Raw genomic sequence first — 23,656 nt, forward strand, 5'->3', positions numbered from 1 at the left:
TGGAGCGGTAGTTCAGTTGGTTAGAATACCGGCCTGTCACGCCGGGGGTCGCGGGTTCGAGTCCCGTCCGCTCCGCCATCATCTAAAATCCTTTTAATAAGTTGGCCTTCGCGAATTATCGCGATAACATGCCTTCCATTCATTCAATTATAATTAAAAGTTATCACATGGAAGACCTGCTAGTTTGTCAGGACATCAGTAAAACCTATCACGATGGTGAAAATGATACTGCTGTTTTAAGTAACGTCTCCTTCTCGGTCTCAACCGGCGAACATATTGCAATCCTGGGCAGCTCAGGCTCAGGCAAAAGTACATTGCTACATATAATGGGGGGGCTCGATACACCTTCTAACGGTAGAGTACTGTTTGATGGGAAAGCAATTGATTCGCTTAAATCAAAAGAACTTAACCAAATTCGCAATCAGCAAATGGGTTTCATATATCAATTTCACCATTTGTTGGGGGAGTTTTCAGCATTGGAAAACGTGGCGATGCCATTGTTGATAGGTGGCAGTTCTCGACGTAAGGCGAATTCAGCCGCTAAACATATGCTAGAACTTGTAGGTTTGGCGCATCGACTTGAACACAAACCTGCGGCCTTATCGGGGGGAGAAAGACAACGCGTGGCTATCGCCAGGGCGCTTGTATCGCAGCCTAAGTTGGTAATGGCAGATGAACCAACAGGAAATCTCGACCATAAAACAGGCTTAAGCGTTTATTCTTTATTAAAAGATATCAGCCGAAAATTAAACACCACCTTTATCGTTGTCACCCACGACAGAGAATTGGCAAACAAAATGGACCGCGTACTCACACTCCAAGATGGACATCTGCAGGCCGTGGAAAAAACACCGTCATGAAGCTCGCGTTATATTTTGCCGCACGTCTTCGTGGTGCTAAACAGTCGAACAGATATATTTCATTTATTTCACTTTCATCATCGGTGGGGGTTGGTCTTGGCTGTTTTGTACTCATTCTATTACTTAGCATAATGAATGGATTCGAGCGTGAGTTAACGCATAGGATCTTGTCGTTTATTCCCCATGGAGAATTGTTTGCAATTGATAGAAAAGGTATAGAAAACTGGCAGGCGCAGCAGGAAGAATTGAAAGCTGATCCGCGAATCAAAACGGTTACACCCTATACTAAAATTACCGGAATGGTGCAATTTAAAGGCAAACTGAAAGCAGCTGAAATAACAGGTATTGAAGTTGAAGAGCAACCGCGAGACTGGCCTACACAAGTGTCAGAGAAAACGTGGCAGGCTTTTCAGAATAACCCTTACAGTGTTCTTCTGGGTAAAGGGATCATGATGAAGCTGAATATTGTAAAAGGTGACAGTATACAGTTTTTAGTCCCTACACAAACCGCCGATCTTTCATTCAAGGCCCCGCAAACCGTATCTTTAGAAGTGGCGGGAAGTATTGCCATAGGCGGTGAACTGGATAATCTTATTGGTTTAATGCATCTGGATACTGCATCTTTAGAGTCAGGCATTGCTTCAGGTGCGCAAGGACTGCGTATAATGTTGCATGACCCGTTTGCCGCGAATTCAGTTATGCGCGAAATAGGGTATGCGTTTCCACAGGCTATTTACATGTCGGACTGGTCCCGCACTCAGGGACATCTCTATGAAGATATACAGTTAGTTCGCGTCGTGGTGTATATTGCGCTTACCCTCGTAATCGCAGTGGCTTGTTTTAACATTGTCTCAACGCTGGTCATGGCGGTAAGGGAAAAACGCAGTGCTATTGCCATTATGAAAACGATGGGCGCATCGGATACCTTGATAAAACAGATTTTCATGATCCAAGGACTATTGAATGGCTTGATGGGTATAGCCTTAGGTACTGGGGCCGCAGTGCTGGTGGCTCCAAAGCTTTCTACTATCGTAGGTTCAATTGAGAATGTGTTAGGTATAAAAGTGTTATCAGGGGATGTGTACTTTATTAACTTCCTCCCTTCAGAATTACACCTCACAGATGTGGTTTTGACTGTATTAGTCGCTACATTGCTATGTGTGCTGGCGACGTTGTATCCTGCCAGCAAGGCTGCTAAGGTTGCACCCGCTGCCGCCTTAAACGGGTAGGTAGGCCGCCAGCAGGAAAAACTGCTGGCGGTTGATCTCAGCTATTTTGATCAAAATGTTTTAAATCAACTTCCTCTTCTGCAATTCCGGCATTAGGATCGTAGAATATGGTTTCGTCTAATTCCCCCTCACTTTTTCCGACAATACACGCTACTGTGCAGTCGCCAGTGATATTTACCGCGGTCCGTGTCATATCGAGTAAACGGTCAACACCAATAATTAATGCAATCCCTTCAACAGGTAAATTCACCTGCTGTAAAACCATTGCGAGCATTATCAAGCCAACGCCTGGGACCCCTGCAGTTCCAATTGAAGCAAGTGTCGCGGTTAGCACCACCATTACATAGTCATTTAAAGCTAAGTCCACGCCGTAAACTTGTGCGATAAATACAGTTGCGACGCCCTGCATAATGGCAGTGCCATCCATATTAATGGTGGCGCCTAAAGGTAAACTGAATGAAGTCACAGATTTCCCCACACCCAATTTATTTCGTGCTGTTTCCATCGTCACGGGTAACGTAGCACTGCTCGATGAGGTACTAAAAGCGAATAATGCTGCTTCGCGCATTTTCTTAAATAGCATTAGCGGATTGAGGCCGGTAAATACTTTTAGCAACACGGGGTAAGTTACAAAAGCATGTATCGCCAATACAGCAAGTACCAACACAAAGTATTTAGCCAGACTGGCGATAGTTTCTAAACCGATAGTAGCGAATAGTTTTGCCATCAAAACGAATACGCCATAGGGCGCCAGGTTCATGATGATTGTAACTAAGCGCAAGATTACGGTATTGATATCTTCAAAAAATGAAGCCAGACGCTTTCCAGCATCGCCCACCATTGCCATCGCGATGCCAAAGAGTACGGCAAATACAATAATTTGCAGCATGTTGCCTTCAGCCATCGAATTGATGGGGTTGGTGGGAAACATATTTACAATCACCTGAGAAAACGAGGGAGCTTGCTTAGCTGTAAACTCGGCTTCAGTTGATAAATTCAGGTTTTCACCAGGGGAAACCATCAAGCCCAGACTGATAGCCAGTGTTACTGCGATGGCGGTAGTGAGAATATACAATCCAACTGATTTTATACCCAGACGGCCTAATTTGCTCGGTTCAGTCAGACTACTGGTGCCGCAAACAAGGGAGACAAAAACCAAAGGAACTACCAGCATCTTTAAACTAGCAATAAATATTTGGCCAACAGTAGAAAATATACCTTCTACAAGAATGTTATACGTGGATAGTTCGAATGAGAATATCGTAAAGCGTAAATCTCCGCTATCATCGAAAAGAGCCTGGAGGATGGCCCCGGTAATGATTCCGACGACCATGCCGATAAAGATTCTGGTAGTTAAACTATATTTATGTGAAGACTGAGACATGTATGTTCCCTGAGCATTCTGATTTTAGTTATTTGCTGATTATCAGATTCTATTGAGTTTTAAACACGAATACGACCCTAATGTGAACAAAAGAGGTCTGGGAAGACAATTATGAAAGCATTTGCCAAGTCGCTAACCTTCTTTAGTGTACTGTTTTTTCTTTTTGCATGTGGCGGTGGCGGTGAGCTAACGCGAGATAGTGACGGTGGAACAGCTACCCCGCCAGATGGTAGTGGAAATTCCAGTATTGCCCTTACTATGGTCGACCTAGCTGGGGAGACGAGTAACGAACTAGATTCCAGTAATCCGCTAAATGTACGTGCAACGGTCACAGATGCAGATGGCGCGGCAATGGAAGGAGAGTTGGTAACCTTTACATTGTCATCTGATACATTAGCGAGCTTCTCAAATGATACCGGAACCGCATTAACAAATAGTGATGGTGTAGCAACAATCGGCCTGGAAGTAGGCTCAGGTTCTGGTAGTGGAACGGTTACCGCAACCATCGACTCGGGTGAAACAGGTAATGTGGGTTTTACTTCCAGTGGTAGCGATGTTGCCCAAAATGATGCCGCATCATTAGACTTCTTTGCCAGCCAATCTCAATTGTCATCTGCGGGATCAGATACTATTGAATTATGGGCCGTGGTTAAAAATGAGCAAAACGTTTTATTACCTGATGTAAAAGTGAATTTTTCAGCTGATGCGAATGCATCTATTCAAGATGTCCAATCTACAACCGACGAAAATGGTGTGGCTCGAGTCAATTTAAGTACGGGCGGTGATTACGAAAATCGAATTATTACGGCTACCGCCTCTATATCGAGTTTGCCCGACCTAACAAAAACAATAGAAATTGCTGTAGTGGGCACTTCTGTCAATATTAATGGCTCTGATTCGGTAATTGTGAATGATAACGCCAGCTTGACGATTAGTTTAGCAGATTCCGATGGAAAAGGCGTGCGCGCGGAATCGGTCAGTCTTACTGCAACCGATTCTGTCGGAAATGATGTAACCGCAGAGTCACTAAGTTCATCTACTGTCACTACGGACAGCGACGGCCGAGCAACTGTTTTATTTAAATCTTCTTCCGCAGATGAATTTACTGTCTCTGCCTCAGCTTTGGGTACCATGGAGTCTTTTGTGGTTACCGTTCAACAAGATGAGTTCAGTTTCGTAAACCCACCCGATGTGGATAATGTCAATGACGATATCCCATTAGGAACCAGCGAAACGTTAACACTCCGTTGGTTGAAAGAAGGGCTTGCGTATGAAGGTGGTGCCGTGGCGTTAACGATTTCTCGTGGCACAATTACGCCCAACTCTGGTTTGACGAATGCAGAGGGTGAGCTTTCGGTTTCTGTCCAGTCAAGTAACGCCGGTGAAGCAACAATCGTCGCCACGGGCACGGATAGCGAGGGAGAACAGGTGTCAACGAGGTTAAACATTGCCTTTATTGCCACCGTGGCTGATACCATTGTAGTTGATGCTACGCCTGACTCGATAGGGCCAGATGGACAGACAAGTACAATCTCAGCGGTAGTCCGTGACAAAGATGGAAACCGTGTACGGAACAAGCTAGTTAATTTTAGCGTAAACGATGTATCTAATGGGTCATTAACGGATGCCCAGGCGCGCACTAACAAAAGCGGAATCGCCAGTACAGTGTATGTGTCTAACGCAATCACTGCTACAGAAGATGTCACGGTAACTGCAACAGTAAGTGATAACGCATCCGTTAGCGGTTCAACTATGCTAACCGTAGGTGACAGAGCGTTTGACATCACATTAGGTACGGGAAGTATCATAACTGCTCCAGATGATTCTTCGTACTTAAAAGAGTTTTCAGTGTTTGTTGTTGATGCGGATGGTAACCCCGTTTCTGATACGCAGATTACTTTATCAGCACTACCGCTAAGAACTAGCGAAGGTAACACCTTTTTTAAAGGGTTTTGGGACTGGGACGAGGTAGCTCGAATTTGGGAACAGCAGATCAATGAAAGCTGTACTAATGAAGATATTAACTATAACGGAATCTTAAACTTCACACCAGTGAATGAAGACACTAATGGCGATAATGAACTGACCCCGGGCATAATGACGTCTATTACGGATACCGTAACTACAGATGAAAATGGTCAAGCTAAAGTTTCATTGCGCTATGCGAAACAGTTTGGTGGCTGGGCAACGGTTAAGGTTACCGCAAGAAGTGAATCTGGAGGCTCTGAGTCAAGTGAAAGCATGTTCTTTCCGTTGGCGGTGGCGGCAGAAGATCTTACTAATGAAGCGGTGCGACCACCGAATAGCCCGTACGGATTGTTAGCAGACTGCGCGACTACAGATTAAATCCAATGATAAGAATAAAAAAACCGTGAATGTCGTGTTCACGGTTTTTTTATTAAAGTGTTTACCGACACAAGTTAATTTTGTGTGTATAACCCCAAAGCTAGAACTTAATCTTGTTGGAAGGGGTAAACAGAACCAAGTTTCATTAATTGTGTAAGCTCATCTAGGGCCGCACGCGATTCTTCAATAAGTTGAGGGTCACGTAAATCGTTTTCTGTTAGCGCGTCGCGGTAATGTTTATCAACCCATGCATTAAGTTTGCTGAATTGTTCATCATTCATCAAGGTATACGGGTTAACGGCGTCGAGTTCTTGCTCTGTCATCGCTACACGCAACCGTAAACATGCTGGTCCGCCACCATTACGCATACTCTGCTTCACATCAAAGTATTTCACTTCTTTAATAGGCGTACCAAGTGTGACTAATTCTTCAAGATATCGACTGACAGCAATGTTATCTTGACACTCTGTTGGCGCAATAATCGCCATGCTCTTATTGGGTAGAGTAATAATTTGGGTATTGAATAAATAGGTCTTAACTGCATCTTCAACCGAAACAGCATCCGTTTTCACTTCAATGAAATGTAACGGATGATCACCGAACTTCTGACGAATTTCATCAAAGGCAGACTGCGTATGTAAGAACGCCTGTTCATGGTAAAACAACACGTTTTGGTTACCAACAGCAATCACATCGTTATGGAATACCCCTTGGTCGATAACATCAGGGTTCTGTTGCATATATACCACCGATTCGTCACTTAAACCATGCAAACGGGCGATAGCCTGACACGCTTCCAATGTTTGTCTGGCAGGGAAGCGCTTAGGAGCCGGCTTAGAGGCGTCGAAAGCATGCCTACCGTAAACAAATAGTTCAAGCCCTGCATGGCCATAATCAGTACAAAGGCGCGTATGATTAGCTGCACCTTCATCACCAAAATGATCGTTGTCAGGTAAATGCGTGTGGTGGGCAAAATGTTTTTCATTAGCAAAGGTGGCTTTTAAAATATTGCCAGTCACCCTAGGCTCCAGCGAGCGGTGAAACTTGTTGGTTAAATTCGCTGGGGTAAAATGAACACGCCCGTCAGCCGTATCCGCACTGGGTGATACCGTTGCGGCATTAGCGGTCCACATACTGGAAGCTGAACAGCATGCCAAAAACACCTGTTTGGCCTGCTTGGCAGCGTTCTCTAAAACCGTGGCATCTGAGCCAGTAAACCCCAGACGTCGTAACATAGCGATGTCAGGACGCTCCTGTGGAGCCAAAATACCTTGTTGCATGCCCATGTCGGCTAACGCCTTCATCTTTGATAACCCTTGTTTGGCTGCTTCTTTAGGGTTACTGACCGCATTGGCATTATTAAGTGAGGCAACATTTCCGAATGACAGTCCGGCATAGTTGTGGGTAGGCCCAACCAGGCCATCAAAGTTAACTTCGTATTGCTTCATAAATCCCTCCGCGTAAATAAAGGTCGTATTGGCTGCCAAATGAGCAAACGGATACACGCATTTATTTTTGTCATTATTAACTATAATGGACGAGCGCAAACCTGCAATTTCAGCAATCAAATGTACATCAGTGGGCGGCATTATACGGGTTTTGCCGTGCTTGCCAATGTTAGTGGTTGATTTTCGGGCAGGAATTGGAGTGTATTACGATAAATGCGAGAATAAGTATGAAGAAGATCTTGTTTTCCATTCACTTTGTAGATATATGTTAAAAAAGCGCAGATACCCTACGGGTGTCCAATAACGATGAAAGTGGAACGGGTAAGAACGATTTACTCTAAATAAATCAACAGGCTAAGTTCACCTATATGACAAAATCATTGGTCATTGTCGAGTCCCCAGCGAAAGCGAAAACGATAAATAAATATCTCGGCAAAAATTTTATTGTGAAATCCTCTGTCGGACACGTTCGTGATCTACCCACCAAAGCATTGGGCAAAGTAGAAACGAAAAAAAGTGCCAAAGAGTTAAAACAATTGAGTGATGCTGAAAAACAAAATTACCTTCAGCATTATGAATATAAAAAGCTGGTCGACCGGATGGGGGTGGATCCGCAAGCGAATTGGAAAGCCCACTATCAGGTTCTTCAGGGCAAAGAGAAAGTTGTCAATGAGCTGAAAAAACTCGCCAAAGACGCTGACACTATCTATCTCGCAACCGATTTGGACCGCGAGGGGGAAGCCATTGCCTGGCATTTACGAGAATTACTGGATGCCAAAGATAAATCGTTTCAGCGTGTGGTGTTTAATGAAATTACCAAAAATGCGATACAAGACGCTTTCTCCCAACCGGGGGAACTGAATCTCGATCGGGTTAATGCCCAACAGGCTCGTCGTTTTCTTGATAGGGTGGTGGGCTTTATGGTTTCGCCGCTGCTATGGAAAAAAATTGCCAGAGGGTTATCAGCCGGACGCGTGCAGTCCGTGGCCGTTCGCTTGGTGGTTGAACGCGAACGCGAAATCAAGGCCTTTGTACCCGAAGAATTTTGGGACATTCATGCCGATTTGAATACGCAAAAGCAAGGTGTGCGTATGCTGGTCAATCGGTATCAGGAAAAACCATTTAAGCCTAACAATAAAGCGCAAACCGACGAAGCGCTTAAACGCCTTGAGTCGGCTAAATATATCGTTGCATCCAAAGAATCAAAGCCAACCCAAAGTCGTCCTTCGGCACCTTTTATCACCTCCACACTTCAACAGGCGGCCAGCACGCGACTAGGGTTTGGGGTCAAGAAAACTATGATGATGGCTCAGCGGCTTTACGAAGCGGGTCATATCACGTACATGCGTACCGATTCGACCAACCTGAGCAAAGAGGCTCTGGACAGTTGTCGGGAATATATCGACGATAATTTCGGTAATAAATATTTGCCGGACTCACCTAACCGATATGGCAGCAAAGAAGGCGCACAGGAAGCCCACGAAGCGATAAGGCCATCAAACGTTAATGTGCAGTCAAGTGCATTAGGTGATATGGAAAGGGACGCTCAGCGCCTGTACGAGCTCATATGGAGGCAGTTCGTGGCTTGCCAGATGACGCCTGCTAAATATGATTCGACCACCATTAAGGTGAATGCGGGTGATTATGAGTTGTCAGCAAAGGGTAGAGTGTTGCGATTTGATGGTTGGACAAAAGTTCAAACGCAAATTCGTAAGAAGGGCGATGAAGAGTTAACGTTACCGGATGTTAAGCAAGGCGAAGAGCTCACCTTGAAACAACTTGATCCGCAACAGCATTTCACGAAGCCGGTCGCTCGATTTAACGAAGCCTCTTTGGTAAAAGAGCTGGAAAAACGCGGCATTGGACGTCCTTCAACCTACGCTAGCATTATCTCGACCATTCAAGATCGTGGATACGTGCGTTTGGAAAATAAACGGTTTTACGCAGAAAAAATGGGTGAAATTGTTAACGACCGTTTACAAGAGAACTTTGAAGATTTAATGAGCTATGACTTTACGGCCAACATGGAACAACGGCTGGATGATATAGCTGAAGGCAAAAAAGATTGGAAGCAGGTTTTAGACGAGTTCTACCAGGATTTCTACAATAAATTGCTGACCGCGGAGAAAGACCTTGAAGAGGGAGGGATGCGGCCAAACCAAGCCATTCCAGCAGGGATCACTTGTGCTAAATGCGGGCGTGAAATGAATGTGAGAACCGCCAGTACGGGTGTATTCTTAGGGTGTTCTGGGTACAACTTACCGCCAAAAGAGCGTTGCACGAATACCATGAACCTTACCCCCGGGGATGAAGTGGTGAAGGTTGATGACGAAGAAGAATTAGAAACCGAAGCACTACGTGCAAAGCGCCGATGCCAAGTATGTGGTACGGCGATGGACAGTTATTTGGTCGATGAAACTCGTAAATTGCATGTATGCGGAAATGCGCCTGCTTGTTCAGGAACTTACGTTGAATCTGGAGCGTTCAAAATAAAAGGCTACGATGGCCCTATTATTGAATGTGACAAATGTGGCAGCGACATGGAGTTGAAAAATGGCCGCTTTGGTAAATATTTCGGTTGTACCAACGAAGAATGTAAAAATACGCGTAAGCTGTTACGTAACGGCGAAGCTGCGCCACCAAAAGAAGATCCGGTCGATTTGCCCGAATTAGAATGTGAAAAATCTGATGCCCACTTCGTTTTACGAGACGGTGCTTCGGGTATTTTCCTGGCTGCGCATAACTTTCCAAAATCGAGAGAAACCCGGGCGCCGAAAGTGACAGAGTTAGCCCGTTTTCGGGACCGAATTTCACAGAAATTCTATTATCTGGCCGATGCGCCACAGCAGGATCCTGATGGCAACCCGACAATTGTTCGCTACAGTCGTAAGACTAAGCAACAATATGTTATGTCAGAAAATGAAAATGGCAAAGCCACAGGGTGGTCAGCCTGGTATAAAGATAATAAGTGGGAGGTAAAAGACTCCCGTAAGAAGTCATAACAGAGGCAAAAATGGCATCGTTACAGGATCAATTGCTAAAAGCAGGCCTTGCAGATAAATCCAAGGCCAAACAAGTGCGCACTGAAAAGCGCAAAAAGCAGAAGCAAAAAAACAAACAGAAAGTTGAGCAAGTCGATGAAGCAACGGTAGCTGCGCGACAAGCGATTGAGGAAAAGAAAGCGAAAGACCGCGCTTTAAATGAAGCGCAGCAGCAGGAGCGTGAAAAACGCTCTATCGCTGCACAGGTGAAACAGCTTATCTCAATTAATATTCAGAAAAGAGGAAAGGATGAAACTGTTCTCAACTTTCCCCACGACAATGTAATTAAACGAATGCATGTGAGTAACGAGATTCACAAGCAAGTAACGAAAGGAAAGCTCGTTGTCGTTAAATTTGAAGATGGATACGAACTTATTCCTACACCGGTAGCGGATAAAATAGCCCAGCGCGATGAAGCCAGCATTGTTTATCGCGCAGATATCCAGGCAGCTACAGAGGAAACAACAAGCGAAGAAGAAGATTGGTACGCCGATTATCAAATTCCTGACGATTTGACTTGGTAATACTGTTCAACTTTAGTTTAAATAAGCCCGTGTCTCGCGGGCTTATTTATTTCGGCATTTCATAATGTAAAAAAATAGTGTTTTTAGGCTGACAAAAACGCCCGTTTTTCACTATGTATAAAATAATTGTAATGTTGGGGTGTTTAAACATGAGATCGAAAGCTTTTATAAATTTTCACTATAGAAATCGGGTAGATAGGACATACTCTACAAATACCAAAGGGGAATGCCCCCCAAAACTGGGAGTTTGTTTACCCCGCTTCTAATTCTAATAAATGTTAGGCATTTAAACACACCGCAATCACAGGATAATTATCAATGGGGAATAATGGTTCATCATTTAAGTTGTATGTTAAGCATTTAGGTACTGCGTACTTGATTTATATAATTTTAGGGATGTTTAATTCACTACTATTTAAGCAAGGTATATACAACTTTGGGGCCTTTGATGAGGTTGAGATAAAGTTCAGACTTGCTCAAACTATAGATATTATTATGTTTATAGCTGTTATTTGGGCTTCATGGGCACAGTACTTAGTTACTAAAACGATAAACAAAAATTTTGCTCTTGTGGCACTACTTTTCAGGTTTGGAGAAGGGCTTCTCGGCTTTGTCGCAACAATCATTACATTGGCAGTGATAGCAGTTTTAAAGAATCCAGAATTTTCAACTGTATTTCAAGATGAGCAGTTGCATACATTAGCTAGCATATTTGTGAAAATAAGTGGCTCGATGTGGGATGTTCTTTTAATTATCATGGGTATTGGTGCCACGATTTTCATGTATTTGTTCTACGTTTCCAATTACGTACCTAAGTGGTTGGTTCTTTGGGGACTATTCACTTATATTTCGATGGTGGTGTATGGTTTTTCAAATATTGTTCTACTTAATTCACCTCAAGTATTGAGTTACTTCATGATGCCGGGAGCTTTTTTTGAAATAACGTTTGGCCTTTGGTTGTTAATCAAAGGAATAGACACCCAACCTGATAAAAATCATGTCTAACAAGAGACTACGGTAAATGGGGTCAGGGTACTTTTAAGAGATAACGAGATAATAAATTCTGACCGCTTTAATCCTCTAGCCCTTAAATCTCAGTTTACCTCACTTGCCTATTGTCTAATTCAGTGAATGAAATTTTAAAGTTACTGATTATCATGAGTTTTTGTACATTTTATTATGAATTTGTGGAAAAATAGTTTTCACAGTTTGTATGGAAATACATTTAAAAGAAAAAGTAGGCACAAAATGATAAAAATTAAAAGTATGACTATTTTACTCACCGTTGTAGTGAGCTTGTTGTCTGGAGCTCTGGCAGAAAGTAGCGCTGAGAAGCCTGCCCAGGTGATGGTGTTTGGTGTATTTCACTTCTCAAATCCGGGTTTAGATGTAGTTAAATCCGAACAAATTGATGTTATGAGTGAGCATAATCAAACCTACCTGAGCGAATTGGTTAACCGTATTGCGAAATTTAAGCCGACCCATATTTTGATTGAGTGTGATCTTGAGTTAACGGCGCGATATCAAACTGACTATGCCGCTTATTTGAAAGATCAATTTACATTGTCACCTAACGAAAATCACCAGTTAGGATTTCGAATTGCTGAAGTGGCGGGCCTCACTGAACCTACAGCTATTGAATGTTATAACGAAAGTGAAATCGGATGGAACAATAAATTATTACTTGAATACATGCCCGAGCACGATAAAGCGAGCGATGAGGCTTACCGCGCGTTAATTGCCACAGTTACACAAAAGATCAGTCATGCCCACCAGACAAAATCCTTTGCTGAGCTATTAATGCAATCGAATTCTCCAGAATGGGATAGACTCAATAAAAGCTTATATCTTCTTACCAATAGCGTAGGGGCCGGCCAAAACTTCGCGGGAGCCGACGCCGCCGCTAGTTGGTGGCATCGCAATTTTAGAATGTATGCAAATATACAGAAAGTCGCGAAACCGGCTACCCGCGTTGTAGTCATCGGAGGGCAAGGCCACACTGCTATTTTTAGGGAGATGCTTGCCAATGATATGCATAGACAGGCTGTAGATGTGCGCCCTTACATAATGTAGCTTTTTCGCGCAAGCCCAGGTTAAATAAAGAATAAAGAATGGGGTCGGAGGATTTTTAAGAGATAATGTATTCTGACCCTGAGGTATCTTTAACCCCCGTAACCCACAAGTAAGGTAAGTACGGTTCCGAAACCTGTTAGCATTAGCCCGATGATTGTTAGCACTAGTCCGATGACTACATATTGAAGTTTAAGTATGTGCTTAACGTCCGATTCCAGTTTTGTTAACCGTTCGTTGGTTGCGATAAATGAATCATCATGTTCTTTGTGATTCATGTAGTTCGTCGCCGCCACTTCCGCGGCTTGTTCTTCGGGTAATTTTAAGGCGACCAATGCGCGGTATAGGTGTTGGTTCATCGCGTTTAACATATATCTACTATTCCTTGTCTACTTGCAATTATACACCAGTGCAATAAATCGTCCCGTTATTTCTGACCATGTTAGAATATCGGCGGGGTCGTGCGCTTTTGCGTTCTCATTGTAGATAACACGTTTCACCGACCCTTTTTTAACTTCAACCGTTAGCGGGGTGGACCTGGCGTTGTGTGAGCCTGTCAAAATGGGTTCCCATCCGAACGCCTTCACGTAACGCGTAAACTTTTGACGCGTGTCGTATTTTATTATATGAGGCCAGTGTATTTTTAATAGATAATGTAAACTGACCCTTTTACCTTTTTACGTGAAACAGGCAACCATGGAAGAACTTTTTAGAAATTATACCGCTGCTTTCGATGCATTAAATGGCAATGCTATCGCCAGCTTATACCGTCTCCCGTGTGCTATTTCGGACGCAGATGGCGTTCAAACATATACGGAGAAATCAGCATTAGTAGCGAAGTTTAGTGCTAACTGCAAAACCATGGAAAGTATTGGATATCAGAAAGCCTTGTTTAATATTTTAGACCGTCAGGAGCTTAGTTCTGAAGAAATGGTGGTTAATATCGCCTGGCGTGTTGTAACCGGCCGTTCAAACATCGATTTTCGTTCACTGTATCTATGCCACCAAATTAATCATGCATGGTTAATATTCAGTGCAAACGTCTATCAAGGGAGTTTCGGAAAAACAAAATAATGTAGCAATCCCATCGCGCACTAAGATTGTTGGGATTTCTTCACCAAGGGACGTTTCGCTATTTTATCCGGCGGACCGGTGCTCCCTATTCAAAAACCAGCCGAGCTTTTCCAAAGCCGTATTCTCGCTAATTATTACTATCCGAGTTTCAGCCGTAAATTTATCATTTCTCATGGGGGAGCCTCGTTAATTTAAGTACCTAAATAAAAGCTCCAAGTCAACCCGGAATATTAGGTAAGCGCACAATACTATGAAATCAGCAGGGAGCATTGCCAGCTGCAATCGTTGCGGTGAATGGTACAAACTAAGGTATAAACGTTATTTCAACTGCGGCTAAAGGCTATTATGATGAAATACTAATAAATACACTTGATACATGAAGATACTACCCCCGGTGCAGTGTCGGTGTGCTTATTAAAGACAAGGTTTGTGTTTAACTAGACTGACGTCTTTCAAAGGGCTCACAAAAAGCTCAAAATATGGGTAGGAAACCGCTGAAACAAACACATAGCGGCGCCTCGTGACTGTAACGCTTAGTTTTCACCCTTTATTTAAAAGTTATATTCTCTGCCGACTTATAGTTATCACAAAAACGGATTTGAATGATTTTACTTCGAGATTTCACAGAAAACGATTATGAACGTTTGGTTACTAATTTAAACGATGTTTCTATTACCCGCTTTCTATCCTCAAAAATCCCCTCACCTTACACGATGGAAGATGCTGAATGGTGGGTAAATACAGGGAGTAGAAACAACCTTATTAAAGCCATTTCATTTAATGGTATTTTGGTAGGCTGCATTGGTGTCAATGGAGGAGGATTCGAGTATCAAAGATCAGGTGAAATAGGGTACTGGCTAGCCAAAGAGTATTGGCGCAAAGGAATTGCTTCAGTGGCTATTAGACGAATGTCTGAATATGTATTTTCGAATACGAATATTGTACGTATATTTGGATCGGTATTCTCAGGCAACGAAGCGTCGATGCAATTGTTGCTAAAATCTGGCTTCAAGCAAGAGGCTATACTGGAAAACGCTATCTTCAAAAATGGGCGTTACTTTGACAACCATATATTCACAAAGCTCAAAGAGTGATTTTAAGATGCAAGTAAAATCGAACAGAGCGCTTTATGTGTGTTCTTCAGTAGCGCCGAGACAAATGCAATAGAGGGATGCTATTTTACAGCTACCTTTTCGCGCATCAATTTAAAACTATTCCCAAAACGGAGTTTACGTGAAAGTTCTACCTTACATATTTATTTTTCTTATCGTTGATTTGACTCAATTTGTAAAAGCGCATGATACAAAAGGATTTGAAATTCCGCGTAGTCATATTATCGAAATTAAAGACCCAGATTCTTATAGGGTTTACCCACTTTTTATAAAATTACCACGGTCATATGACAATCGAAAAGATAAGTCCTACCCCGTTATTTACTTAACTGACGCATGGTATAGTTTTCAAATTGTCTCTGGCGCTACGCGATTCCCAATGAATACTGGAAAAATGCAAGAGGCAATAATTGTGGGAATCTCGTACTCCCGGGGGGCGAGAGGTTCTGCAAGCAGGATTCGTGATTACACTCATACTGAAGATCCAAGCTGGAAGTTCCAAACAGGAAAAGCAAACCAGCATATTAGCTTTATTGAAAAATCAGTTTTCCCTTTCATCGAAAAAAAATACAGGGTAAATGGCTCTAGAACATTTGTTGGCAATTCACTTGGTGGGCTTCTTGGCGCATACATACTGTTTACTAAACCCGATATGTTCAATAATTATGTCTTAGGCAGCCCGTCGGTTTGGTATAAAGATAATGATATTCTCAAAATAAAGACCGAGCCTAATTTAAATAAACACAAGGTGTTTATTGCGGTTGGTGCTAATGAAACTATTGAGCTGGACTCACCCCACCACGATATGGTCAAAGGTGCTAAGAAACTTGAGTCGAAGCTTGTTGGTGGGTTATTTCCTAATACAGAAGTAAAGCTGTTAGTTATTCAGGAGGCAAACCATGAAACTGCGTTCCCGACCACTGCCATTCAAGGGCTATATTGGCTCTTCAAAAAGGCGTAATACGTGCTCATTACGGGTGAAATTAGCTGGTGTGCTGGAGCGGGCTGGGATTAAAACAGGCAGAGACATTTCGCTGTAATGCTTTATCAGCTTGCGTGCATTATTCTACAGCTTTCTTTACGGTTAAACCATTGAAACGCCGTAGGCTTTAAGAAGTTGCCATCGCGCTATTGGGTCTCGCAACACACACGCTTTTCGCTTGTTATGTTATTGTTTTTGTGGCTTTCCGTTGAAGAAGTTGCGGGGGCGTAGTGCAAACGTCATTCACTACAATAGTGAAGCGTCGTTGTCATCTGGTTCCCGGTTTGGACAACTGAGGGCATGGATAGTTTTTCTCTTCCTCGCCACTCCCTCGTTTGTCTTTCCATCCGGCGAAATTGGTTACTTTAATTTTCATTTCATCTAGTCTGCATGGGGCTGGTATTGACGGGCGTATTGATGTAAAACAGAACAAGTTGATTAAAACAGGCCAGGTGCGAGCGGGCGAAAAACGTTGTGCAGTTAAGCGCTTACTGTATTGGATCTGTGTCTGATAAAGAAAAATTATGTGTAGGGAAGTCATGCACAGATCGATAGAACGCATTAGCCAAAAGTTCTTTAACCACTCTAATTTACAGCAAACAGAGCTGGATAGTTGGCATTTTTGCGATAATGAAATAGATGCAAATGAGTGCGTTAAGTTGGTTTTGGAAGGTTTAAAAAAAGCGACTTCACCCTCCCTGTGGTGGTTCCAAGCGAATAATGCAGCGCTACCAAAAGTTGGAGACTTTAATATTGTGACCAATTGGGCAGGTGAGGCTCAATGTATAATTGAAACTACGAATGTGGTTATTGTTCCTTTCAACGAAATTACAGAAGAATATGCCGAACTTGAAGGCGAGGGAGATAAAAGCTTGGAATACTGGAAGCGGGTTCATTGGGACTATTATCATCGGGAGCTCGCAGGCACACAATTTACTCCGAGTGAAGACATGCCAATCGTATGTGAAACCTTTAAAGTGGTATTTAAAAATACGTAAAAAATGATATAGGTAGCGGCTGACAATAATCACAAAATGAGGTTTGCTATCGGCACTGCGCTGCGTATTTTAGCTCATATTGTTAGGACCTTATGGTGGCATTGTTAACTAATAAGAAGGGACTAGGAGGCTCTCTGTGTCTTCGCTGAAATTGTTAAATCAAATAGAAGTCGTTGGCGTATATTTACGGCATTGAAACGTGCGTAAGTTGATCTGGGTTCAACGCGCAGCGATCCCTGCCATTATTGCATGATGTTATATCTCGGTAAGTACTCGTTAGAACGTATACAAGGAAGAAATTATGATTAAAAAGTCTTTATTAATAACCCTTTTACTTTCCACATCAACATTCGCAAAAACATTTGATGCGAAAGACTTCACCATTGAATACGATGAGGATGTACCAATTTCAATCGTAGAGAAACTTGCCTTAAGGGTTGAAGAGAACAAAAATGTGGTGAAGGCTTACCTTAATCAATCTAGTGAATATTATGGCACCCCGATAAAGGAAAGCTTAGTTGTATATATTTCGAAGCAACGTCGCACTCCTTATCAAGATTGGAATACCATACATATTCCAGAAAAAAGGGTGCTGTCAGCTTTTTCAGCAGAAAAGTCAGAAGATAGTGGCATGGCCGTCATTCATGAACTAACACATGTATATGCCGTAAGCTCTTTTCGGAAAAACAAAAAAAACGGATTCGAAGATCGCTTTTACGACGATGGTTTAGCAGTGTTTTTACAACATCGATTCGGCGAAACTCCTGAATACCCAAATTTTGGTCAAGATTTGTATAGGGCAGTGGCAGAAACTTCTGCTAGTTATGGGGGCCTAATTGATCTCGGCGAATCGGAAACTGTTAGGCACTCAGCAAAGACTGGCGTGGGTAGAAGACTCGCGTATTTACAAGAAGGTGCATTTACCCAGTTTTTAATTGAAAATTATGGTTTAGATAAGTATTTACAAATTTATGCTGGGGCAGACATCCAAAAAGTTACCGGTAAAACGTTTGGTCAGCTGGAAAAAGCCTGGGCAAACTTAATTGGTACTTTTATGCCTTAACATCCGCGTTATCGCTCATTGCATTCGCGAGTGTCAAATACACACTGGTTGTCTTCATTACGTTCGTCATTATGGCGCCCAAACGTAAGCCTTTAAGGCGGGCATTAAATGGACTTAACCCGCTCCCTGTTCATATGGTGAAAATATTCCATACCTGTGTCGATGTATGCACTATGTTCTCGAACCCCACGATTGAGAGGATACCGAATGACTTCACGAGCGAGGTCCCCCAGCAATACTGACTCTGAAGAACCAGGAAGGCTATTAACGTGATAAATTTAGCGTTTCGAAAACAGTAACGATTTCAACGTGGGAGAGGGGTAAGTTGCGGGTATCGAAAAATAACGTGTGCGCGTTTTGGAGCGACATGCATCCCAAAATAGAACGTATAAATACATAAACTTTTTCAGTAGGATGGTCAATGCAGTTAGTTTCAGGGAAGTATAATTTCAGAAGTATGGGAAGTGTAAAAAGTCATTAGTAAACAAAACACTACTTCAGCGAATAACTAACCCTACGCGCCAACTGTGCTTGAGCTGGGACAACCGAAATAAAATAAGGCATTTACGCGATTTTTCAATTCAGTTTTATCTTTACCTTAACATATTGATTTTTAGTTGAATAAAAAATAGCTTTGTACGATCGTGAAAGGTTATACTTTTGGGTAACAGAATGAGTTGTACAATTAATAATAATATACATGAAAGCTGCCGTTATTTTTTTCCTCACGATACTGCTTTCTTCTTTTGCTTATGCAGAAAAAGAACGGCTAAATATTGCCGTTAACTTAGGCCCGCCATGGGCTTATTATGATGCTACTGGTAAAGCTACAGGGATAGATGTTGAGACCATCCGCGCTGTTTTTAACGAATTAGGCTATACCACTCACTTTTGGATCTTGCCTTATAATCGACTCATTAAAGAATTCAATGACGAAAAATTTGATTTTGCCAGCCCAGCAGCGTTTCACTCGGTAGTAGGTTTTCGCACGACTAGATATCTCCCCTATCGTGATGTGGCTATTACCCGCAAGGCGGATGGAATTAGATTGCACAAATGGGAAGATTTAAAAAGTATGCGAATTGTTGCCTATCAACACGCACTACATGTTCTGGGCCCAGAGTTTGAGAAGGCTGTCTCTTTTTCACATTATATAGAGTTAGCTGAACGAGATGTTCAGTTGAAACTACTCGCTTTTGAGCGCACAGACGTGGTGGTTGGAGAAAAGCGGTTACTGCATTATATTTTAAAGGAAAACCACGCTGAGCTAGAAGTAACCACACACAACATTTTTCCTGTACAACATTATGGCGGTATAGGTTTAGATGAGGCTTTGGTGCAGCAATTTAACCGCGGGGTAAATAGGTTCATAAATAACGGGCATTTTGAAAAACTGTTAAACAAATGGGAGCAGAACGTAGACTCCCCCTAGCTTTTGCAGGTCTCTACTCGATAAGCTTTAAGGCTTCGGCTGTTTGCTCTATTAGATGTTGATTAATCTTAGCGTGCTCCGGGCTCCAGCCCGAGAGAAAGCGATGAAAATCAGCACAGGCTATCGGATACAACTCTCTCCACTTACTTTCCAGCGCCAGCGGATTAAGCGTTGTTGGCAAGGCATCTTTAAGGGTAGCAAAATAGCGTTGTAGGCAGTCTTCCCAGTAGTTAAGCTGGTCTTCTTCATGTAGCGCACTTCCAAGAAAATAGGCCACATCAACAATTCCAGGTGCACGACCCGTATACTGAAAATCTACGGCCGCACATGACATGAAATCAGGTGAAAAACAAAAGTTAGCAACTTTAGCATCGCCGTGAATGACGGTTTGGTAGGGGCACGTGGCTAGAAGATTATCGAACGTATTGGCGGCAGCCTTTAATACAGGGTTTTGCGTTTTTGTCAGCTCATCTTGCCGTGTGTTTAGATGCCAATAACTGCCTTGTTCCCACAATTGTGTTCCGTGCTGATTAAAAAAAACAGCGTGAAAGCGGGCTAACCAATCTAATACACAGTAGCTTTGCGTGACCGTTAAATGTCCGGTTGTCTGCGTATAACCCTCTTCAGCCAAATCACTCAGCGCAAATAACCAGCCATTTTCCAATTTGGTTAACTTATGCGGACGTGGTAAGGGGGGAAGGGAGGGGTGTGTCGAAAACAGCTGATAAAAACTCATCTCAACATCGAATGACCGAATTTTTCGACGATGACTGGTTTTAGTTGACCATCCTTTTGGGTGGCTACTTAATGAATCTGGGAGTGTCACGATTTTTACGACGACCTTGTCGCCATCTTTTAAGGTGCAGCGAACACAATAACCATAGTCGTTCCACAGGGGCTGTATTAACTCAATTCCGCTTGGATTCGCTATAGGTAGTTGTTCAGTTAGGATCTTAAGAAAGGGTTGGGAAAGAGACATAAAAAGAGGCCGCACTAATTGCGCGGCCAATATATTTGCTATTGACTCGGTGGAAGTGTCATCGGTGCAGTTGCGCCCGATTTCTTGTATTCCATGCTCGCCTGTCTGCCCGACACATCGACTGCGGGCCGCGAGGAATCGTCACGCGCGGTGAGTGGCACTTCACCAAACGTAGCGTCTACTTCAGCAGGCAGTGCAGTGGGGTGTGATACGTTCACCTTGCCTTTACCGCTGGCAATCAAAGCAGCTGTAACTACAACTGTATTTGCTTTAGTTGACGTAGGTGCTTTTTCTTCCTCAGGCTTCGTTTCCGTCATCATGACAACGCCGGTCTCAGCGTCTTTAGATAAAAGTTCGTTTGTTTCTGTGTCTTTAGACACATCTTCAGACGGTGTGTCCTCTTCATCTGCTCCTTCAGCAAGGTCAATTTCAACCTGCTTAGGTTCACTGTCTTGGTTAGAAGCTTCTGCTTTCGAACTATCTTCCGCTGACGTCTCTTCAGGTAAATCAAACTGCAATTCATCTTGCTTGATTTGAGACGTTGCTTCGTCCTCTGCAACAACACTATCCACATTTTCCGGCTTATCATTCGATTTCTTACGACGCTGACCAGCAGCTCTTACATGTCTAGGAGATCGTCTGCTTCTACTGCGAGAAGAGGTGTTTTCATTTTCACTCTGCTCGTCGGCAGAAGATGTTGACTCAATTATTGGTTCAACTTTATCTTCAGCAATAGTTTCGACAGAAACGCTAGGTTTATCTTCAACTGGCTTAGATGGCTGCTTCTTTATCTCGGGTTTGTCAGCAGGTTTTTGTGTTTGTTTCAGAGGCTGAGCGTCTGCTTTCGGCGCTGAGTCCTGAGATTTGTTTACCTGTTGCTTTGGTGCTGAAGCGTCTGAATCCTGTAGACGTACACTACGTCTACCATCGCGGCGCTTACGCCGTTCTGTAACCTGCTTCTTTTTATGGGAGGTCGATTTATCCTGACCTTCCTTCTGCACGACATTCTCTTGCGACTTTACATTATCGTCCTGAGTACTTTTACGATTGCGGTTTTTGTTTCGTGAGCGTTTATCATCCGGACGTTGATTTGTGTCGTCTTTGTTATCTTGCGAACCACGGTCATTACGCTTGTTCTTATTGTGTGAGCGACGAGGCTTTCTGTCGTCATCTCGGCGAGAACGAGAAGGTTGTTTTTTCCGAACATCTGGGGTGGGTTTAGCTTCTTCTTCTTTTTCACTACTTGTGAATAAGCTTTTTATCCATCCTGAAATCTTTTTAACAAATGAATCTGAAGGCGTATCAGCTTTTTCTACTTGCTGCACCACTGGTGCCTGGGTAGGAGCAACCAGGCCTTGTAAAGCAGGTTCTTCCCGCTTGCCGATTTCCGCAGCAGGCTTACTGGTTTCCACTTCACTTAGCTCTGTCAGTTCAATGTTATAGCTTACGTCGGTTACTTTTTCTTCAGGACGTCTGCGTGTGACCTGGTAATGCGGTGTTTGTAAGTTAGCATTAGGGATAAGCACCAGCTCAACGTTATAGCGTTTTTCTATGGTTCGCACAGCACGGCGCTTTTCGTTGAGTAAATAGGTTGCGACTGAAACAGGAAGTTGCGCTTCAATCTGACCTGTATTGTCTTTGATCGCTTCTTCTTCAATAATGCGTAAAATCGACAATGCCAGAGACTCGGTACCGCGTATGGTGCCATGGCCCGAACAGCGTGGGCATACATGGTGCGCTGACTCGCCAAGAGAAGGGCGCAAACGCTGACGTGACATTTCTAATAAACCAAAACGAGAAATACGGCCAAGTTGAACCCGGGCACGATCATTTCTGACCGCCTCTTTCATACGGTTCTCAACTTCGCGCTGGTGGCGCACGGGTGTCATATCGATAAAGTCGATTACTACCAGCCCACCAAGGTCACGTAAGCGTAACTGACGTGCAATTTCATCTGCTGCTTCTAGATTGGTATTAAACGCAGTTTCTTCAATATCGCCGCCCTTTGTAGCACGAGCTGAGTTGATATCAATTGAAGTTAGTGCTTCAGTAGGATCGATTACAATAGACCCTCCTGACGGCAAGCGAACCTCACGTTGGAATGCGGATTCAATCTGGCTTTCAATTTGGAAGTGACTGAATAAAGGAACATCACCACTGTATTGTTTAACGCGATTAGCAAAATCAGGACGTACCAGACGAATGTGCTGCAGGGCCTGTTCATAAACACTTGTTTTATCAATGAGGATTTCGCCGATATCACGACGTAAATAGTCGCGAATCGCTCTGACGATAACGTTGCTTTCCTGATGTATCAGGAATGGGGCAGGGCGTTCTTTGGCGACACTAGATACGGCTTCCCAATGGGTGAGTAGGACTTTTAAATCCCATTCCAGCTCTTCGTAGGACTTGCCTACGCCTGCGGTACGTACTATTAAGCCCATTCCGTCGGGTAAATTTAATTTATTTAAGGATTCTTTAAGTTCAGTGCGCTCGTCACCCTCTATCCGGCGAGAGATCCCTCCAGCACGAGGGTTGTTAGGCATCAGAACTAAATAACTGCCAGCGAGTGAAAGAAAGGTCGTTAATGCGGCACCTTTTTGGCCACGCTCTTCCTTGTCTATTTGAATAATAACTTCCTGACCTTCTTTGATCACATCTTTGATATTTGGTCGGCCATCAAATCTATAGCCATCAGGGAAGTAAGTACGTGCAATTTCTTTGAGGGGTAGGAAGCCATGGCGTTCAGCGCCATAGTCAACAAAGGCTGCCTCTAAACTGGGTTCAACTCGCGTGATTTTACCTTTGTATATGTTGGCTTTTTTCTGCTCGTGTCCAGGGCTTTCTATATCAAGATCATACAACCGTTGCCCATCTACAAGGGCTACGCGCAACTCTTCTTGTTGAGTTGCATTAATTAACATTCTTTTCATTGTATCTAACTCTGCATAAACAGCCATTTAGACACAAAATTAAAGTGACATGTGCAAACCCTCACCGCGCAACCTCACGGCTGGACGGGGACCTTGTTGTAATGTCGTATTACCCAATAAATAACTTGTTTAGCGCTGAGATTCTCATGTAAGCGCGTCACTGGGTGTCGGGAACGACGGC

The 23,656-nt window shown here is 43.3% G+C and carries 18 protein-coding genes and 1 tRNA gene; 14 read left to right on the forward strand and 5 right to left on the reverse strand.

What is annotated here, in order from left to right:
• The first annotated feature begins 1 nt into the window (after window position 1).
• The 3 genes from OPS28_RS09235 to OPS28_RS09245 all read left to right on the forward strand — a co-directional run bounded on the left by OPS28_RS09235 (window position 2) and on the right by OPS28_RS09245 (window position 2,089).
• Window positions 2-78, forward strand: a tRNA-Asp gene (locus tag OPS28_RS09235).
• Between the two features lie 89 nt (window positions 79-167).
• Window positions 168-860 carry a lipoprotein-releasing ABC transporter ATP-binding protein LolD gene (gene lolD / locus OPS28_RS09240; RefSeq protein WP_265609169.1) on the forward strand — a complete coding sequence of 231 codons (693 nt, stop codon included), beginning with the start codon at window positions 168-170 and terminating at the stop codon, window positions 858-860.
• A complete protein-coding gene (locus OPS28_RS09245) occupies window positions 857-2,089 on the forward strand; it encodes a lipoprotein-releasing ABC transporter permease subunit (RefSeq protein ID WP_265609170.1) in 1,233 nt (410 codons plus the stop codon). The genes lolD and OPS28_RS09245 overlap by 4 nt, the downstream gene beginning before the upstream one ends.
• A 37-nt stretch (window positions 2,090-2,126) precedes the next feature.
• On the opposite strand, the gene OPS28_RS09250 is transcribed toward OPS28_RS09245, so the two are convergent.
• Window positions 2,127-3,473 carry a dicarboxylate/amino acid:cation symporter gene (locus OPS28_RS09250; protein ID WP_265609171.1) on the reverse strand — a complete coding sequence of 449 codons (1,347 nt, stop codon included), beginning with the start codon at window positions 3,471-3,473 and terminating at the stop codon, window positions 2,127-2,129.
• A 111-nt stretch (window positions 3,474-3,584) separates the two neighbouring features.
• Between OPS28_RS09250 and OPS28_RS09255 the strand changes: the two genes are divergently transcribed.
• Entirely contained in the window at window positions 3,585-5,819 is a 2,235-nt protein-coding gene (locus tag OPS28_RS09255) for an Ig-like domain-containing protein (RefSeq protein WP_265609172.1), read from the forward strand.
• 107 nt (window positions 5,820-5,926) lie between these two features.
• Here the strand turns inward: OPS28_RS09255 and astB are convergent, their stop codons facing one another.
• On the reverse strand, window positions 5,927-7,267 hold the full coding sequence (gene astB / locus OPS28_RS09260) for an N-succinylarginine dihydrolase (protein WP_265609635.1): 1,341 nt from the start codon (window positions 7,265-7,267) through the stop codon (window positions 5,927-5,929).
• A gap of 368 nt (window positions 7,268-7,635) precedes the next feature.
• Between astB and topA the strand changes: the two genes are divergently transcribed.
• From topA to OPS28_RS09280, 4 genes are all read left to right on the forward strand, one after another.
• Complete coding sequence (gene topA, locus OPS28_RS09265; protein ID WP_265609173.1) at window positions 7,636-10,269, forward strand: type I DNA topoisomerase; 2,634 nt, start codon at window positions 7,636-7,638, stop codon at window positions 10,267-10,269.
• An 11-nt stretch (window positions 10,270-10,280) separates the two neighbouring features.
• Complete coding sequence (locus OPS28_RS09270) at window positions 10,281-10,832, forward strand: DUF2058 domain-containing protein (RefSeq protein WP_265609174.1); 552 nt, start codon at window positions 10,281-10,283, stop codon at window positions 10,830-10,832.
• A 318-nt stretch (window positions 10,833-11,150) separates the two neighbouring features.
• Entirely contained in the window at window positions 11,151-11,837 is a 687-nt protein-coding gene (locus tag OPS28_RS09275; RefSeq protein ID WP_265609175.1) for a DUF4386 domain-containing protein, read from the forward strand.
• Between the two features lie 243 nt (window positions 11,838-12,080).
• Window positions 12,081-12,905: a DUF5694 domain-containing protein gene (locus tag OPS28_RS09280; RefSeq protein ID WP_265609176.1), complete on the forward strand. Its 825-nt coding sequence runs from the start codon at window positions 12,081-12,083 to the stop codon at window positions 12,903-12,905.
• Window positions 12,906-12,994: 89 nt separating this feature from the next.
• Here the strand turns inward: OPS28_RS09280 and OPS28_RS09285 are convergent, their stop codons facing one another.
• Window positions 12,995-13,273, reverse strand: a complete 279-nt coding sequence (locus tag OPS28_RS09285) for a hypothetical protein (RefSeq protein WP_265609177.1) — start codon at window positions 13,271-13,273, stop codon at window positions 12,995-12,997.
• 325 nt (window positions 13,274-13,598) lie between these two features.
• Here OPS28_RS09285 and OPS28_RS09290 point away from each other — a divergent pair, with 325 nt between their 5' ends.
• The 6 genes from OPS28_RS09290 to OPS28_RS09315 all read left to right on the forward strand — a co-directional run bounded on the left by OPS28_RS09290 (window position 13,599) and on the right by OPS28_RS09315 (window position 19,563).
• The gene (locus OPS28_RS09290) at window positions 13,599-13,976 is read left to right on the forward strand and encodes a hypothetical protein (RefSeq protein ID WP_265609178.1); all 378 of its coding nucleotides are present in this window, start codon (window positions 13,599-13,601) and stop codon (window positions 13,974-13,976) included.
• Window positions 13,977-14,578: 602 nt separating this feature from the next.
• Entirely contained in the window at window positions 14,579-15,070 is a 492-nt protein-coding gene (locus OPS28_RS09295) for a GNAT family N-acetyltransferase (protein ID WP_265609179.1), read from the forward strand.
• A gap of 139 nt (window positions 15,071-15,209) precedes the next feature.
• Window positions 15,210-16,049, forward strand: coding sequence for an alpha/beta hydrolase (locus OPS28_RS09300; protein WP_265609180.1), 840 nt, complete (start codon window positions 15,210-15,212; stop codon window positions 16,047-16,049).
• Between the two features lie 560 nt (window positions 16,050-16,609).
• Window positions 16,610-17,068 (forward strand): ASCH domain-containing protein, encoded by a 459-nt coding sequence (locus OPS28_RS09305; protein ID WP_265609181.1) that lies wholly within the window; start codon window positions 16,610-16,612, stop codon window positions 17,066-17,068.
• 301 nt (window positions 17,069-17,369) lie between these two features.
• Window positions 17,370-18,131: a hypothetical protein gene (locus OPS28_RS09310; RefSeq protein WP_265609182.1), complete on the forward strand. Its 762-nt coding sequence runs from the start codon at window positions 17,370-17,372 to the stop codon at window positions 18,129-18,131.
• 700 nt (window positions 18,132-18,831) lie between these two features.
• Entirely contained in the window at window positions 18,832-19,563 is a 732-nt protein-coding gene (locus OPS28_RS09315) for a substrate-binding periplasmic protein (protein WP_265609183.1), read from the forward strand.
• Between the two features lie 13 nt (window positions 19,564-19,576).
• On the opposite strand, the gene OPS28_RS09320 is transcribed toward OPS28_RS09315, so the two are convergent.
• Together OPS28_RS09320 and rne are read right to left on the reverse strand one after the other, a co-directional pair.
• On the reverse strand, window positions 19,577-20,572 hold the full coding sequence (locus OPS28_RS09320) for a phosphotransferase (RefSeq protein WP_265609184.1): 996 nt from the start codon (window positions 20,570-20,572) through the stop codon (window positions 19,577-19,579).
• A gap of 8 nt (window positions 20,573-20,580) precedes the next feature.
• Window positions 20,581-23,475, reverse strand: coding sequence for a ribonuclease E (gene rne, locus OPS28_RS09325; RefSeq protein WP_265609185.1), 2,895 nt, complete (start codon window positions 23,473-23,475; stop codon window positions 20,581-20,583).
• Window positions 23,476-23,656: the final 181 nt, after the last annotated feature.

The organism is Alteromonas sp. ASW11-130, from assembly GCF_026183735.1.
Lineage (GTDB): Bacteria > Pseudomonadota > Gammaproteobacteria > Enterobacterales > Alteromonadaceae > Alteromonas.